The 18784-nt window shown below is 38.4% G+C and carries 2 protein-coding genes; one reads left to right on the top strand and one right to left on the bottom strand.

Annotated features, from left to right (window positions below):
• Nucleotides 1-19: 19 nt before the first annotated feature.
• A complete protein-coding gene (locus IPO86_13295; GenBank protein MBK9729081.1) occupies nt 20-16141 on the top strand; it encodes an HYR domain-containing protein in 16122 nt (5373 codons plus the stop codon).
• A gap of 498 nt (nt 16142-16639) precedes the next feature.
• On the opposite strand, the gene scpA is transcribed toward IPO86_13295, so the two are convergent.
• Nucleotides 16640-18784 carry a methylmalonyl-CoA mutase gene (scpA, locus tag IPO86_13290; protein MBK9729080.1) on the bottom strand — a complete coding sequence of 715 codons (2145 nt, stop codon included), beginning with the start codon at nt 18782-18784 and terminating at the stop codon, nt 16640-16642.

The following is an 18784-nucleotide window of genomic DNA, read 5'->3' as shown; positions in this document are numbered from 1 at the left end:
TTTTACAAATACTAATCTCATGACAAACCTTTGTACACTTAGCAACAAATTGCGATCCTCAATCCCAGGATGGTTTATTTGTTTTTTAATGATTGTAGGTCTTTTTCAAGTTTCCTACGGACAGGTTCCGGCTTGTAACCCTATTACAGGGAATACCTTGACAGGACCAGCTCCACCACCTAACATTACTGTAAATTTTGATGCAGGTTGCAGTATTACAGTTCCCAATTTACTACCTCGCTGGGTTGCAACACCTGGACCGGGTTTTGTTTTGGTAGCTGTAGTTCAAGCTCCTTTAGCGGGCACTGTAGTTACCGTTCCAAAATCAGGTGCGTGTGCCAATGAAGATATTGCAGTGCTTATCGAAGCATTCTTCTTCTTCCTTGGAAATCCTTTAGATCCTACAGATGATGTATTCTGTTCTTTGTCAAGGATAGATAATTTACTTATCCGGGATAACACGCCGCCTTCTATACTACCAAAAATGATTACTTTGGATGTAGGGCCTGGTTGCGTGGTAACACCGGCACAAATCTTGGCGACTTACACTGCTGCAGATGTTGATGACAACTGTACAAGTGATGCCGCTTTATTGTCTGGATTAGTATTTTTAGGCCCACTCCCTGCTCCTTTGGCTTGCCCGGTAAATCCGGTCACTGCCCCCCCTGCAATCGTCAGGATTACGGATGCATGCGGAAATACCAACCTAGGTATTGTAATTATTACCTTACGTGACTTAACAATCCCGACCATAACTTGCCCTGGCCCATTCTTCAGGAATTTTGATGATTTCTGCGAATATACCATCGAAGACTTCAGAGCTGGTGCTACCATTACAGATGGTTGTGGTGGTCAGGTTCCTCCTACTGGTATTAGCCAACGTGTTATTGCACCGGTAGTTTTAAATTTAGATGATTTTACTGAGATTATAACTGGTGGAGGTTGTCCTTCTGCTAGAGTTCTTACAATTCGTTTATGTGCACAGGATTGTTTTGGCAACGGACCATTAGATCCTCCTACAGGTGGACCAATTCCGTCCAACTGCTGTACTTTTAATGTAACCATTACAGATAATACACCTCCGGTTCCTGATGTTTCTGCGTGCCCTGCACCAGTGATATTAACTACGGATGCAAATTGTATGGTTACGATCCCAGATTTTAGAGATCCAGCTTTATTTGTAGATAATTGCGATCCTATATTCGACGTGGATGATATTATACAATCACCAGCTCCTGGTCCATTAGATGCCAGTACTTTTGTTTGTCCTCCAGGTCAGTCTCCAATAACTGTTACCTTCCGTTATACAGATTGTAATGGCAATGGTCCAGTAACAACAGTTTGTCCAATGGTGATTACAATCATTGACGACATGGCACCAGATGCATTGACTTGTCCAGTTCCAATGGATACTTTCAATTTAGCTATCGACTTAACAACTTGTCAATATACTTTTGCTACCGTGCCTCTAGATTGGTTTAATGGTAGAGCCGTTGCAACAGATAATTGTGATCCAAATCCAAGGGAATTTAATGCAATAGAAAATTTCGATTGTTATGAATTAGGAATTCAACCAATAGATATTGGTGCCGTCGACTGTTCAGGTAATGAAAATCCTTTTGTTGGATCTTGCAACGTTTTCATTCGTGCAAATCCACAAGATGCAGATTGGTTAAATCCAGGTATCGTTTGTTTAAATACAGGCCAACTTCCACTTAACTTATGTGCACTTATTTGTTGCGTACCTTGTGGCGAATGGAGTGGTGATGCCGTAACACCAGGCAGATGTTCTGCAGGTGGTGGTATCTTTAACCCAACCTTACCAGGAGCCTATGCAGTTACTTATACCGTTGGGGATGCAAATTGTCATGTCGAAGTAACTAGAGTAATAAACGTAGAACAAACATTCGCAGCTCCTTTCTTAATTGATGATTTTGGAGTTTGCTTATGTCCAGATGCAATTATAGATCTTGAAACATTCTTATTAGGTTCAGCACCAGAAGGTGGTACTTGGACGATTTCAAATTCTGGTGGATTACAATTTGTATTATTACCTCCTCCAGGTCCAGGAAATTCTCATGCCGCTCGTTATGATGGCGGATGTGGTGTTTCAACGATAACATATACATATACAAACTGCTCCGGTGCAACGGTAACAGATGTTATCAATGTAACGATTCGTCGTTGTAAAGAAATTATTTGGGACTTTAACCAACAATATTGTCAGGATGAGCCATTCAGTCTCCGTGCTTTCAGAATTGAAGGTTGTGTTGATGATGTTGTAAACTTATTTGTTGCAGTTGGTCCTGATGGTAATGCACTTATTGGCGGCGCGCCAATTTCTTTACCTTTAGGTTCTTTTGTTTTCCCAGTATTAAATACACAAGTTTCTGCTGGCGACTACGGTCTACAATTAGATGTAGTTGATCCAACAGGTATTTGCCCTACAAAATCAGATGGAAAAGTAATAACAATTTATCAAGCAGCAGGGGAGCAATCCACTACAGCTCCAAACGGTATTACGAATCCAGGTATACTTTGTGAAACAGATACCTGGCCATTAGTATTAACTTTATTGAATCCAAATGATATCGCCGGTGATCCATTTACTGCAGCTAATGTAAGATGGTTTGGTGGTGGTGTAACGGATAATGGTACAACAGGAACATTTACTCCAAATGATTCAGATGGTGATGGATTTCCTGGTCCAGGTACCTATACAGTTTGTGTTAACGTTGGTGATCAGCGTTGCGAACAAACTTATTGTATTTTAATTCAAATAGAAAATCACGTAGTTGGAACTTGTGCTCTTATTGATTATAGAGCATGTCTCGATCCAGGTGCAACAATCTCTTTCTCAGATTTATTAAGTTCTACAGCAATAACAGGAGGAACATTTACAATTATTAGTGCTCCTGGCGCTCAAACATTTAATTATACAGGTGCTGCCCAAACTTATGTGGTACCAGCAGGTGTTACTTCTGTAAATATTGAAACCTGGGGTGCACAAGGCGGAGCTGGTGGTACAAGTAATAATCCAGCGGGTCTGGGAGGATACGCATCCGGTACACTTGCGGTCGTTCCTGGTCAAGTTTTAAATATCTATGTTGGTGGTCAAGGTACTTCATTTAATGGAGCAGACGCTAACAATGCCGGCGGATTTAACGGCGGTGGAAATGGTGGATTTGATAATTTTCCTCAAGTAGAGAATGGCGGCGGCGGCGGCGGTGCTTCTGATATTAGAGTCGGTGGTACAGCGCTTGCAGACCGAGTGATTGTCGCAGCAGGCGGTGGCGGGGGAAGCGGAGGCTTCTTTGGTCCAGTAGCACCAGGTGCCGACGGCGGTGGTCTTATTGGAAATAATGCCCCACCACATATAAACTCTATTGGAGGAACAGGTGGTACGCAAGCTGCTGGTGGAGTTGCTGGTACACTTTTAAGAGGTGCTACAGATGGAACACTAGGACAAGGTGGTAACGGAAGTTCAAACGTAGCAGCTTGGGGTTCTGGTGGTGCAGGTGGTGGTTATTTTGGTGGTGGTGGTGGAACTTCCACAACAGATCACGGTTCAGGTTTTGGTGCCGGCGGTGGTGGTGGTTCATCCTATATTGGTGGCGTAACAGCTGCAACTACAACTACTGGAGTACAAACAGGCCCAGGTTTAGTTAGAATAACAGCTCCTACAGTATTCTCTGTAATACCAGGAGATGTAGTTACGGGTTTAGTATATAATGGTGGCTGCGGTACAGTAGAATATCAATATACAATTCCAAGTTGTCCAGATGATATCGTATGTAGAGGAACTATAGTAGTGAATCAACTTCCACATATTTCATTATCCGGTCCACAAATTTATTGTGCAAACGATGTAGGTCCTTATACAATTAGGAATAATGGTACAACCACATTATGTGGTATCAATGGTGTCTTTTCAGGCCCTGGTATCACAGATGCAGGAAACGGAGCAACAGCTTCTTTTAATCCTCAAACTGCAGGAGAAGGAACTCATAATATAATTTATACCATTGGTACAAATACTCCAGGCGGACCAGACTGTCAGCAAATTGATACTTTAGAAGTTGTCATAAATGCTGCTAGTGATCCATCATTTGTAATACCAATTAATGTGTGCGCTGATGTAACAGCAGTGCCCTTAGTATTATCAAATCCACATGCTTCTGTAAACGCAGGTTCACCTGACGGTAATGCAGAAGTAATTTGGTCAGGCCCAGGCGTAACAGATAATGGTGGTAATGACCCAACAGGTTCATTTGATCCATCTGTAGCAGGACCAGGTTATCATTTAATTTGTGTTATGACAGGGGAATCCAACTGTATGAAATATTCATGCAGATTGATTCGCGTTTATCCTGTTAATAATGCAACATTAAGAAACGATGTAGCCAGAGGTTGCTTTATTTTTAATAATAGCAATGGAGGCCCATTTGTAGATTTTAATTTAGAAGAATTGAAAACAGCTGGAACCACTCCAGGTGGAACTTGGTCTCATATTTCCGGACCTGCTTTTGCAATTCGGAATTATACCATGAGTGCATCTCCAGGATGTCATCAATTAAGATATACAGTTCCAGCAGCATTCCCGGGTGCGCCAGGTGCATGTGCCGAAGTTTCTGATGATGTATTTTTACTTTTATTGGAAGCGCCGACACCTAGCTTTGATTTAGCAGAGGAAGTATGTTGGAATGGTATCCCAGGTTCATTAACATTAAGTACTTTATATAATGGAAATACCTCTGGTGTAAATTCTACAAGAACCTATGTTTGGACAGCGACCGCTGTTTCTGGAGGTCCAATTCCTACATTTAATGACAACACAGTTCAATCTCCAACAATCACCGCTCAAGGTGCAGGGGTTTTTGAAATCTGTGTAACAGAAATTTTGACTTATGCTGCTTGTGGCTCTTTAGCTGCCGGTATCTCCTGTCCTGAAACTTATTGTGAGCGGATTACGATCCACCAAACAAATACAGAAGTTAATCCTACCTGGACACGTCCAAATCCATTCAGATTCTGTACTACAGATCCATGTATAGATTTAGACTTATTAGTTACAGGCACGCCTAATGGAGTATTTACAGGTCAAGGTGTTCAGTTGGATCCTAGTCATCCAAATTATAGATTCTGCCCAGCAGTTGCTGGTGTTGGAACCCATGCAATTACCTATACAGTTCAGAATGGTGCAGGATGTACCGCAGTAATGACTCATAATCTTGAAGTTTATGGTCCGGTTACAGCAGCTTGTCCAGAAGATGATTTTGCAATTGCATGTGCAACCAGAAGATTAGGATCTCCTCAAACTTATGGTGGCTTCCCAAATGCAAGTGAATTCTTTATTCCAGTGAATATAGAATCCTATTATACAATGGGTACTTTTGACTTATTAACCTTCTTATGCCCAGCGGCTACAAGAGGTGGTACTTGGTCAATCGTGTCTAGTCCGACAAATGCTTTAGGTGGTGGTATTACAGGGGTTGTTCAAAGTAACACCTTAGTATATACAGATCCAGGTTGTTATATCGTACGTTATACAGTAATGGCATTCCCTGGTGCTACCGGAGCATGTACAGCTACATTTGACTATCGTTTAACAGTAGGTGAAGAACCAACGCCAGGATTTAATCTACCGGATCAAATTTGTTGGGCTGTTGGTGTGCCTACGATTTCCTATAATATCGTAGCGAACTATTTAACAAGTCAAGCGCCGCATCCAAATACTACATTATTCTTAAGAGCCTTCAATTCAAGCAATAATTCAGTTGCGACGGTTTCTGCAGGTGGTGTGGTAACAATCATTGGAGCAGGTATCGTTACAATTTGTATGCAAGAGCATTATGATAATGCGAATTGCTCTTTTGTAGAATGTAGAAAAGAATATTGCGAAACCATTACTATAACAAATTCTGTAACTGCTTCCAATCCTAACTGGACTGGATTTGGACCAATTTGTGTCGACGCTCCATGTGTGCGTTTAGACTTATTGGTTACCGGAACCCCAGGTGGTGTATTTACTGGAGCAGGTGTCAGCACAACGACTGCAGGTCATCCTCAGTATGAGTTCTGTCCAGCAGTTGCAGGCGTTGGAACACATGCAGTAACATATACGGTAAACAGTCCTGACGGATGTAGTAACGTGTTAACTAGAAATATTGTGGTTGCTCCTTTAGCAAATGCAACTTTAGCTAATAAACAAATTCCTTGTATAGTAGAACCAGGTGGTGTTATTCCATTATCAGTTTTATTTGCAAGTACAGCAACATCTCCTGGAGGAAGCTGGTCTTTTGCCGGTACACCGCCATCAGGTGCTCAAATTATGGGTAACAATTTAGTGTTTACACAAGCAGGTTGTTATTGCTTCACCTATACAGTAACTACGGTTCCTGGTGCAACTGGAGGTGGATGCTTTGCTCAAAGTTCAGCGTGCTTACAGATTTCTGAGCAGCCGACTCCAAGCTTTAGCGTTCAGAATGAAATTTGCTGGTCAACAAATGATCCAGTAACTACATTCAATCCATTAGTAAACAGCCCATCGTATGATGCAGCAGGGGTTGTGACAAGAACTTGGGGTACAAGCCCAACACCATTGCCACAAATTACCTTGAATACTGCAACCGGCGCATTTACAATTAATGGTCCAGTACCATTAGGTGGATTGATCTTCGATCTTTGTATGACGGAGACAATTACAACGCCTATTTGTGGTCCAGCAGCGGGCCCAAATCCTGCTTCTCCTGCAAATCCGGCATCTGTTTGTACTGAACAATATTGTGAGCGTATTTCAATTCGTGATGGAACCTTGTTGAATGCAACATTTACTGCAAATCCAGTAAATCCATGTATCGGTCAAAGTGTAACTTTAACGCCAGCAGTTGCGGGTGGTACCTTTACAGGTAATGGTGTAACATTTAACGGAAATGGTGGTAATGGAACTTTCGTTCCTACTGCTTGTGGAATTTATGCAGTAACCTATACTTTGGATGATCCAAACGGTTGTTCAAATTCATATACATTAAATATCTATACTGACACAGTTAGACCAACATTAACATTACCAGCAAATATTATAGTAGACTGTCAGAATCCATTAAGTCCTTCAATGGCTGCATGGGCTGCCGGTGCATCTGCTACAGACAATTGTGCTGGAGTGGTTGTAACAAACAGAGTATTTGATCGTCAATCAGCATGTAGCCCAGGTACAGGTACGTATGTATTTGTATTTACTGCTACCGATGCTTGTGGAAATACCCGTGTTGGATATGCTAATTACACAGTTCGGGATATCACTCCTCCAGTAATTACAGGCGGATCAAATCTTATTGTTGAATGTGGAAATGATGTATATGCAAGAGTATATGCTTGGTTAGATTCACATGCGGGTACCATAGGTACAGATGCTTGTGATGCGAGTCCATTCTTACTTTGGACAAATAATTTCTCAGGTTTAATAAACAACTATTGTGGCGTAGCAATTCCAGTTGTATTTACAGTATCAGATCGTTGTGGTAATGTTGCATCTGTAACATTTACACTTCAGGTACGTGATCAAACACCTCCTGTATGGAATGTAAGACCACAGAATACAACATTAGAATGCGATGGAACCAATGATCCTTATCAACAAGTTTCAGCTTGGTTGCGCGCAAATGGAAATGGTGTAGCACTTGACTCTTGTCAGATTACCATCAACTATACAAATAACTTCAATGGTTTAACAGGTGGTTGTAATAGAAACACAGGTTCTGCATTAGTTACATTTACAGCAGCAGACGTTTGCGGTAACACAACAACGGCTCAAGCTACAGTGACTGTAGTTGACAAAACAGCACCAGAAATTTTATCTCCAGCAAGAGATACTGTTGTTGAATGTGATGGTAATGGAAACGCAGCAGGTTTTGCAGCATGGATCAATAATCATGCATCCGCAGTAGCTGCAGATCTTTGTAGTGGGGTAACTTGTCAACCTTTCCCAGGTGCAAAAGCTGCCTTAGTATCAAGTAATCCATTCCCATGGGGTGGTGGACCATCTTATGATGATTACACTACTTCCATGAATCAGATATTTGGTGTTGGAAACTGGGATCGTTTTGATTTTACAGTTTCAGCAGCAACATTATTTAGTAGAAATTATCGATTTATATATATTGATGGAAGTGATGCTATTTCGAATACATTCAATACTTTCATCAATAATAATTTAGGCTTAGCGGAAGCATGGGTAACTTGTGGTGGTAGATTGCTTTTAAATGCAGCACCAAACACTGGTGGAAATATTAATCTTGGATTTGGTGGTGTGCAAATTACATATCCTAATTTTACTCCAAATGTTATTCAAGCAAATCCACATCCAATATTTAATGGTCCGTATCTGCCTACAGGTGCAGCTTATACTGGTAACTTCTTTGGACATGCGATAATCGGTCCTCCATCAATGAATATCATTATTCGCGAAAATGGTGGTGCAAATCGCCCAGTTCTTGCAGAATCATTATGGGGTGGCGGTATTGTTATGTTTGGTGGAATGACCGCTTCAGGATTCCATGGGCCACAACCAAATGCTAGAAATCTTAAATGGAATATCCTGGATTATTTAAATACCAGACCATTACAATTAGATCAGGATGTATTAAGCGGTGGAATCTTTATTTGGGATACAACATTCATTTCAAATGAAGTTACTTGTGGACAAAACCGTAGAATCACATACCGATTCAATGCACTTGATTCTTGTGGAAATATTTCAAACGGAACTGTAGCTAGATTTATAGTTAGAGATACTACACCTCCGGTTTGGATCGTAAATCCAGGAAATCTTCAAGTTCAGTGTGATGGTAGAGGAAATATTACACAATTAAATAATTGGTTAACATCAACTGGTGGTGGATCCGTTCTTACAGATCTTTGTAATGGAGTCGTAAGATTTGAGCATGATCAGGTTAGAGAGTACGATCGTTGTAGCAATACAGATAGTACAATCTATAGATTTACAGCATACGATTGTTCAGGTAATTCATCTACTCGTGAAGCGAGCTTTATTATCATTGATAACTTAGCACCAACGATTGTTAGCCCAGCAAGGGATACCACAATTTCTTGTGAGAATTTATCAGGTAATAATGATGATGAACTTATTGGATGGTTGAATTATAGAGCAGGTTTCAATACTGTGGATGCATGTAGTGATCAAATTACATACACAAATGATTATCAAGCAGCTAACTGGGTTCGCGTTTGTGGACCAGCAAGATTTGTAATTGTTACATTCTCTGCTACAGATGATTGTGGTAATGTTTCCAGAAGTTCTGCTAGATTCACAATTACGGATAACATAAGACCAAGATTCTTAAACTGTCCTCCTCCAATTGTACAGGATGCAGAAAAAGATCATTGTGATGCATATGTTACAGTGCCAAAATTAGTTGCTACAGATAATTGTACACAAGCAGATAGTATCGTAATTACGCAAATTTTTGGACCAAATCCAGTTCAATTTAGATTCCCTGTTGGTACAACAATACTTAAATATGAGGCAAGAGATCTTTGTAACAATAGAGATACTTGTACGATAAAAGTTGTTGTTAACGATTACTGGGATATTCCTGTAATTACCTGTCCTGCAAATCTGGATTTAGTAAATGATCCAGGTGTTTGTGGTAAAAATAATGTAACAGGTTTAGCTCCGGTTTCTGTTAGAGATATTTGTCCTCATACTGCGGTAACTTATGTTATTAGAAACGAAGCTGGTGATACAATTAAGAAAGGTATTCGCGATGCAAGCAATAGTAATTTCCCTAAAGGAAATAATCAGATCTGCTATACAGTACAAGATCAACCAATATTATTAATTACGGAGGTAACTCAACAAATTGATGCTATTGTAGTCGGTACTACAAGTCCATTGCCATTCTTTATATCACCTGCTGATGTAAATGGAGATTATGTTGAGATAACAAACTTTGGCCCTTCATCAATTGATGTTAGCTGCTTGAGTTTAAATATATTCCAGGGTGGTGTATTGGTTGGTACCTATACCTTACCAAACATGCCTGGACCGGTATTACCTTCTGGTGGTGTTTTAACATTGCATGTTGGAGCTGCATTACCTGGATTCCCAGATAATCCTGCAGCGTTCTTCTACAATATGAACTTACCAGAGGTGGCTATAAATATGCCAAGAGGTTATGTGTTAAATCATCTAAGTTTAAGAAACGTAGATGCAGTCACTACCAATGGGTACAGCTTATTAGGTCAAGGAACGCCAGCAATGACGGCTGCAGGTTGGAGTGGAATTAGTCCTACAAATCTTGATAGAGGATCTTATTACAGATATTGCATTTTAGATCGCAATATTGCTGATGATTGGAGACTTGCTGAAGGTTGCGAACCAGCATCTATAGGTAGAGTAAATCCAATTTTAGCACAATATGTTTTCCCATCAAACGGATTAATAACTTCTGTTCAAACAATTGCAGCTCAAAAGGATACTTGTTGTTTCAATGTATTGGTTAGAGATACTGAAATTCCAATGTGTGCTACCAATGATACCTTTACATTTACTGGTTTAACCGGTACTGCAAGTGGACCAGGTTGTTATACATTTAACTTAACAGTTCCAGTAAATCCAACAACCAAAATCATTGATATTTGGGTAACGAATTTAAATTTAACAGCTTCTAACTTTGCAAATACTGAAGGTACCTTAATTCATCCTGACGGAACCAGAGTTCGTTTATGGAATGATGGTGTTTGTAATGGTTTTACAAATTTTATTGCTGGAAGAATTTCAGATCTAGATCCTACAAAAGTTGCAAATGCAATTTGTGCATCTTTAGCTGGAGGTTTAAATTACAAACCAGATCAACCATTGAGTGTTTTATGTCCTAAATCAGCAGCTGGTACCTGGAGATTAGAAATAGAAAATAATTCTGCTTCTCCTTCAAGTATTAGTTTAAATGGCTGGTCATTAAGAGTGCTTTCTCAAAGAGCTTATGCTCAAAGGGATACTACATTTAATAATGACTTGGACTTCTGTGGTGCTAACTTTATGTGGATTCATCCAGTAGTAATGGATAATTGCTGTATGGGTACAGTGGATGTAACTTACATTCCTGTTCCAATGCCGGGTTGTCCTTTACATAGTGTACCAACTGGCGGTAGAGTTAATCCTGGAACAAAAACAACGCAATTCTTTAGTGTAGGTGCAACAAGAGTAGTATATACTTTGACCGATATGTCAGGTAATACTGGATCATGTGAATTTACAGTTACAATTAGAGATGCTCAGGCACCTGTATTTACAAATTGTCCTAAAGATTACACGATCAATTTAAATGGTGGCGATTGTTATGCATTCCTTGAAATTAACCCTGCACTTTGGGCTGATGACAATTGTGATTCAGTTCGGATTACAGTAAATCCACCATTAAATACACAATTGGGTATTGGTGTTCATAAGATAACAGCAACAGCTACAGATAAAGCTGGTAATAGTACCATGTGCATGTGGAACATAACAGTGGTTGAAAATAATCCAACAAGCAGAGATCTTGCTTGTGTAGATGAAATCAACTTCTCCTTAGGACCAGATTGTTTAGGTACGATTACTGCAGATGAATTATTAGCTGGAATCAACTATGGTTGTAAAGACAGATTCACTTTAATTATTGAAGATTGGATTACAGGTGCAAGACATAGTAATGTGTTTACAACTGCAGACATTGGTAGATACTTTAAAGTGACTGTGATTGATCCTGTTACAGGAAATAAATGTTGGAGCAAAGTATTTATTGAATACAAAGCAACACCTGCAATTGATTGTCCAAGAGATACCATTGTAGCTTGTAATTCATCATTAGATCCTGAATACTTAGGAAATCCAATTATCAGAAGTTGTGTATTTGATTATGATATTCATTACGATGATACCATTACAAAAGCAAGAGATTGTGACTTCCCGATTGCATTTATCATTAAACGTACGTTTACCGTTACAAATGAATTAGGCAACGGTTCTCAGTGTACACAAATTATTCAGGTGAAAGCATTTGATTTAAGTAAAATCGAATGGCCACGTAGCTATGATAATTTAGATCTTCCAGCTTTACATTGTGATGCAAAACGTTTTGAAAAAGATGTAACTCCACATATTTTACCTTCACCATATTGTGTTGATGGTTATTTATTGGATAGTGCATATTGGTACCTAACAGGTGGAGATCCAAGAATTGTTGATCCATTTACAAGAGATTTAAGTGGTGATAGACTTCCAAAACTTCTTGGATGGAATTATCTTGAAGGTGGTATTAATGATGGTCACCCATCTCCATATGGAATCTATTACGATGCACATCCTCAGTGGAGAAACACAGGTGCATGTTGGGGACCAAACCAAGTATGGATGTGGCAAGGTACTGGTGCACCATCTTTAGATGGAGTTGCATTAAATAAAGACAACAAAAATTGTAATCTGTCAATCAGATACGATGATGAAGTATATGATGTATGTGCAAACGGGTATGAAATCCTTCGTTACTGGAAAGTAAGAAATATGTGCTTACCTCCATTAGCAGGTGTGAACCCGGTTGAATATATTCAGGTAATTAAAGTGTTAGATGAAGAAGGACCAAAAATTGCTTATCCAGACACAGTGATAGTAGGTACAAATCCATGGACTTGTGATGGTACATGGGAAGTTCCTGCACCTTGGATTACAGACAATTGTTCTGATTCTATTAATTTCACAGTAAGAACATGGAGTGGAACTGCTATCCAACAACTTGATGGAAGTTGGATCGTAATCAACATGAAATTAGGTGTTCATCCAGTAGTTATTACAGCGATAGATGCTTGTGGAAATAAAACAGAAAAAACAATTAAAGTAAATGTGATTGATAATACACCTCCAACAGCTGTATGCGATAGAAATATTGTTGTAAGTATTGCAGGAAATCAATCACCTGGAGAAAACTTTGGAAAAATCTTCGCAGAAGATATTAATGATGGTTCATTTGATAATTGTAGAGCGCATGTATTCTTTAAAGCGATCCGTATGGAGCACTTAAGAAATACAAATAATGGATCAAATGCTAACCAACCAGATAATGGAACCAATTGTGCTTCTGTTAATGGTGATGACAATGTAATTATCGATGGTAATCAAATTTATTTTGATGACTATGTGAAATTCTGTTGTACTGATGCCGGTAAGAGAATTATGGTTGTTATGAGAGTGTTTGACGTTGAACCAGGAGATGGTCCAGTTGCACCTTCAAGAATGAATCAGAATGGATCTTTATTTGGACATTATAGCGATTGTATGGTAGAAATCGAAATACAAGACAAAGGTGTTCCAACGGTTGTACCTCCACCAAATATCGTAGTAAGTTGCTGGTTCTGGTTTGACGTAGATAAATTAACAGATCCTAATGACCCAACATTCGGTAGAGTAGTTACTGATTTATCAGATAGACATAAAGTAGTTACAACAGATTTAGTTTGTTATAACTATTGTGTAAGAAATGATATTACAGGTTACCCAGGTTTCGTACCAGGCGCACCACCTTCAAATCCACCTGCTTGGAATAGAGCTTGTGATTATTACAGATCCTTGTTCGATACTGCTCATTATGATAGAAAATATGAGTTGGTTTGGGGATTTGATGGTTATGTATTAAGTAACTGCGGAAATACACCAACGATCAGTGTAAATGATAACCGGGAGTGCGGTCAAGGTCAAATTACTCGTACAGTAGTTGCTAGAGGACCAAATGGAATTAGCGTAACAGGTACTCAGATTATTTGGGTAGTTGATTGCGATCCATTCTATATCAATAGAGCAGATAATTGTGATCCTGATGATGACATCACCTGGCCAGGAAATTGTACAGGTCAAGCAACTACAATAAATGGTTGTGGTGCAGATATCAGCCCAGATAATCCTTTATTAGGAAGACCAGTAATTGAAAACGGAGCAGATGATTTATGTGCATTGATCAGTATCGAATATTTCGATGAGATCTTTACAATTGAACCAGATGCATGTTTCAAAGTATTGCGTAAATGGGTAGTAATTGACTGGTGTCAGTATGACCCAAGTATCGATCCGGTAAAAGGAAGATGGGAGTACTTACAAATTATAAAAGTACACGACACAGATAAACCAGTTGTTAGTATTGAAGTAGGTCCATGTGAACCTGCAGTTAAGAGAGCAAGTGATAATATCTGCTATGGCCATATTAGCTTAGTAGCTGATGCAACAGACAACTGTAGCCCATTAGATTGGTTATTCTATGACTATAAAATAGACTTATTTAATGATGGAATCGGAACTCACCAGGGATATGATTTCAAAGTAGGTCCATTGACTAGAAAAGAATATGCAGCAGGAAGAACACCATTGTTCCACCACAATCCATTAGCAGATAATGAAAACAATCCATTTGAAGCAAGTGGTACGTATCCAATAGGAATACACAAAATCTGTTGGTTTGTAGAAGACGGATGTGGAAACATAGGTACTTTATGTCAATTGTTTGAAGTGAAGGATTGCAAAGCACCAACACCATACTGTTTGACAGGAGTAATTACAGTTCCAATGCCAGCATCTAAATGTGTAACGGTTTGGGCAAAAGATTTAGACAGAGGAAGTTTTGACAACTGTACAACGAACGATGCATTGAATTTCTATTTTGATGGAGATACTTCAAAAACAAGTATCACTATTTGCTGTGATGATTTCGTAGCAGCTGGAGCAAATGATGAGTTATTAGTTGAAGTTCAGATGTGGGTTGAAGATGAAGAAGGTAATACAGACTACTGTAAAACTGTAATCATCGTACAAGACAATCAAGATCTTTGTCCTAACTCTTCAAATGTGACTGGTAAAATAACTGGTAATTTGAAAACAGAGAAAGGTGACGAAACTGAATTTGCAGATGTACAAATGCATGTTGGTCCAAAAATGATGAAACAAGTAACGACACATGCAGATGGTCATTATATGTTTGGAGATTTAGCAGTTGGTGCAAGTGCAGAGTATGCAGTAAAACCAGCTAGAAATGACAACCATATTAATGGAGTATCTACAGCAGATATCGTGAAAATTCAGAGACATATTCTTGGAATTGAACTCTTGAATAGTCCATATAAATTGATTGCAGCAGATGTAAACGCTACAAATGCAATAACTGCAGCAGACGTTTCAGAAATTCGTAAATTGATTTTAGGTATCACAAGTGAATTTGCAAAAGTTCAATCTTGGACATTCGTACCTACAAATTATGTATTCCCACTTCCAATTGCACCTTGGAATGCTCCACGCCAGGTATTAGTACCAATGCCTAATACAGGTACTCATGTGGAAGATTTCGTTGCAATAAAAATGGGTGATGTTACGAATAATGCAGCAGCACATAATTTTACAAATGCAACCAGCAGACATAAAGACCAACTTCATTTTGAAATTGAAAGTGGTAAATTGAAAGCAGGTGAAGTTTATGAAATTAACTTTATGGCTAGCAACTTTGAGGATATTGCTGGATACCAGTACACTTTCAAATTCGATCAGGAAGCAATGCTTTATGAAGGAATTAAAGGTGGTGTATTAGATATTGATGAATCAAACTTCGGTGTGACATCCATAGATAATGGTATTCTTACCACAAGCTGGAATAGCAATAAAGGAATGAGCTTTAAATCAGATGAAGTGTTGTTTACACTTAGCTTCAGAGCATTGAAAGATGCAAATGTTAGTGATTTGATCGCAATTACCAGCGACCTTACTACTGCAGAAGCATACAACGCATCTCTTGATATTAAAGGAGTAGATTTAGGAGTACGTACTGATAATGGAGTTGTTGAAAGTGGAGTATTCGAATTATATCAAAATACACCAAACCCATTTGAAACAGAAACCGTGGTTAGCTTTAGATTACCAACTGCTTCTCCAGCATTGTTAACGATTTACGATGTAACAGGAAAAGTAGTAAGAGTATATGAAATCAATGGAGTGAAAGGATTAAACAGTATCACAATTGGAAAAGATGATATTGAAACTTCAGGTGTCTTATACTATCAGTTAGATGGAGCTGATCATACTGCAACAAAACGTATGACAAAACTGAAATAATTCTTATCAACTAAGAATTAAACTATAAAAAACAAAAGCCGCCTAATTAGGCGGCTTTTGTTTTTTATATACTTTTTACAAAGCATTGTTAGTTCAAAGATTACCTTTGAGATTTTAACTCTTGATTAAGATCCGTGTCAAAGAAGATTTAATTACTCTAATACCGTTTGGTAAACTATTTTAACTCTATGAATCCTTGAGGCAATGTGGGCTTCGTATTTGTAACCAGCACATTACCCATTGCAATTGATAAATGGGATGAGACCTATTTATATATACAATTGGTAGTATTAGCTTAAATAGATTCTACACAAAACTTTATTGGATCATTATATTATTTTTTAAGCGACACATTCTACCTAAGCTTTAATGGGCAAAGGAATAATTAAAGAATCACTTATAACCTTTGAAGGGTTCAATTTTTTGGAAATTCTAAAAGAAGAAAGAACTAAACTTAATTGGAGTTAAGTTTTCAAATAAGATCAACAATCCACTGCCTCATGGAGAATCTGGATACCATTTATTTTTCAATATGTTTAATACAATTTTAGCTGCTTTTGGTACAGAAGTACCGGGCCCAAAAATAGCAGCCACACCTGCATTTATAAGAAATTCATAGTCTTTTTCAGGAATTACTCCACCAACAATAACTTGTATATCGGATCTGCCCATATTGCTCAGATCTGCTATTAATTGAGGCACTAAAGTTTTATGTCCGGCAGCTAGGGAGGAAACGCCTATAACATGCACATCATTATCTACCGCTTGTTGAGCCGCTTCTCTTGGAATTTGAAACAGGGGTCCGATATCAACATCAAAGCCTAAATCTGCAAATCCAGTTGCAATAATTCTTGCACCCCGGTCATGGCCATCTTGGCCAAGTTTGGCAATTAATATCCGAGGCCTTCTCCCATCTAACTCGGAAAATAAATCTGATAATTTTCTGACTTCAAGGATTTCTGCTTGGTCGCTAAAATTTTTTGAATACACGCCAGTAATAATTTTTGGATCTGCAATATAACGACCAAAAATGGTTTCTAGAGCAGAACTGATCTCGCCAAGTGTTGCTCTTGATTTTGCTGCTTTTATTGCAATTTCAAGTAAATTGCCGTCACCTGTTTTTGCACAAGTTTCCAATTTCAATAAATATTTTTTTACATCCACTTCATTTCTAGTGCTCTTTATTTCTTGGAGTCGATCAATTTGTTCTTTTTTAACGGATTCATTGTCGATTTCCAGAATATCAAAATCAAAGCTTTCTTGAGCATTTTTAAAACTGTTTACACCAATAATCTGATCTAATCCTGAATCAATTTTTGCTTGTTTTTTAGTAGCTGCTTCTTCAATTCTTAATTTAGGTAATCCATTACTTATAGCATTCGTCATACCTCCTAAAGTCTCTATTTCAGCGATATGTTTTTTTGCTTTAAGATAAAGTTCGTTTGTTAAATATTCAATATAATAGGATCCTCCAAACGGGTCAACCGTTTTACAAATATTACTGTCCTTTTGGATGTACAACTGCGTATCTCTTGCAATTTTTGCTGAAAAATCGGTCGGTAATGCAATCGCCTCGTCCAAAGAATTTGTATGTAAAGATTGCGTACCACCAAATACTGCAGCGAACGCTTCGATTGTAGTGCGTGCAATATTATTTAAAGGCTCTTGTTCCGTAAGACTCCAACCAGATGTTTGACAATGAGTTCTAAGGGCTAAAGATTTTGGATTTTTTGGATTGTATGCAGAAATAAATTCTGCCCATAATAAACGTGCAGCTCTTAATTTGGCTATTTCCATAAAAAAATTCATTCCAATACCCCAAAAAAAAGAAATTCTGGGAGCAAATTCATCAATATCTAAACCCGCACCTAGCCCTGTGCGGATATATTCTAATCCATTCGCTATAGTATATGCTAATTCAATATCTGCAGTAGCACCAGCTTCTTGCATATGATATCCACTAACACTTATACAATTAAATTTTGGAAGATACCTGGCACAATATTTAAAAATATCACCAACAATTCTCATAGATGGACCCGGTGGATATATATATGTATTTCGAACCATGAATTCTTTGAGAATATCATTTTGAATGGTTCCAGATAATTTATCAGAAGTTATATTTTGTTCTTCTGCAACCGCAATGTAAAAAGCTAAAATTGGCAACACAGCTCCATTCATTGTCATCGAAACTGAAATTTGATCTAACGGAATCTGATCAAATAATACACGCATATCTTCTATGCTATCAATGGCTACACCTGCTTTTCCAACATCTCCACCAACTCGTGGATGATCTGAATCATAACCCCGGTGGGTTGCCAAATCAAAAGCAATGCTAAGTCCTTTTTGGCCCGCTGCTAAGTTTTTTCTATAAAAGGCATTACTTTCTTTTGCATTTGAAAAACCAGCATATTGTCGGATTGTCCAAGGTTGATTTACATACATACTGCCATAGGGTCCTCTTAAAAAAGGAGCAATTCCGGAAACAAAGTTTTTCATCTCAGATGGAAAATCTTCAACAGAATACAAACTTTTGATTTCGATGGATTCACCCGTTATATAAGGTTGTTCAATCGTTAAGACTTTTGATTCTTCTCTGCTCCAGGGAATGCTTTTTATAATTTTAGGATCTAACAT

Source organism: Saprospiraceae bacterium, assembly GCA_016717265.1.
GTDB lineage: Bacteria > Bacteroidota > Bacteroidia > Chitinophagales > Saprospiraceae > Vicinibacter.
This window is presented reverse-complemented; position numbering and strand designations above follow the sequence as displayed.

Bases quoted from the DNA above. Each gene is read 5' to 3' on its own strand.
- IPO86_13295 (MBK9729081.1), top strand. From the start codon at position 20: ATGACAAACCTTTGTACACTTAGCAACAAATTGCGATCCTCAATCCCA.
- scpA (MBK9729080.1), bottom strand. From the start codon at position 18,784: ATGTTAGATCCTAAAATTATAAAAAGCATTCCCTGGAGCAGAGAAGAA.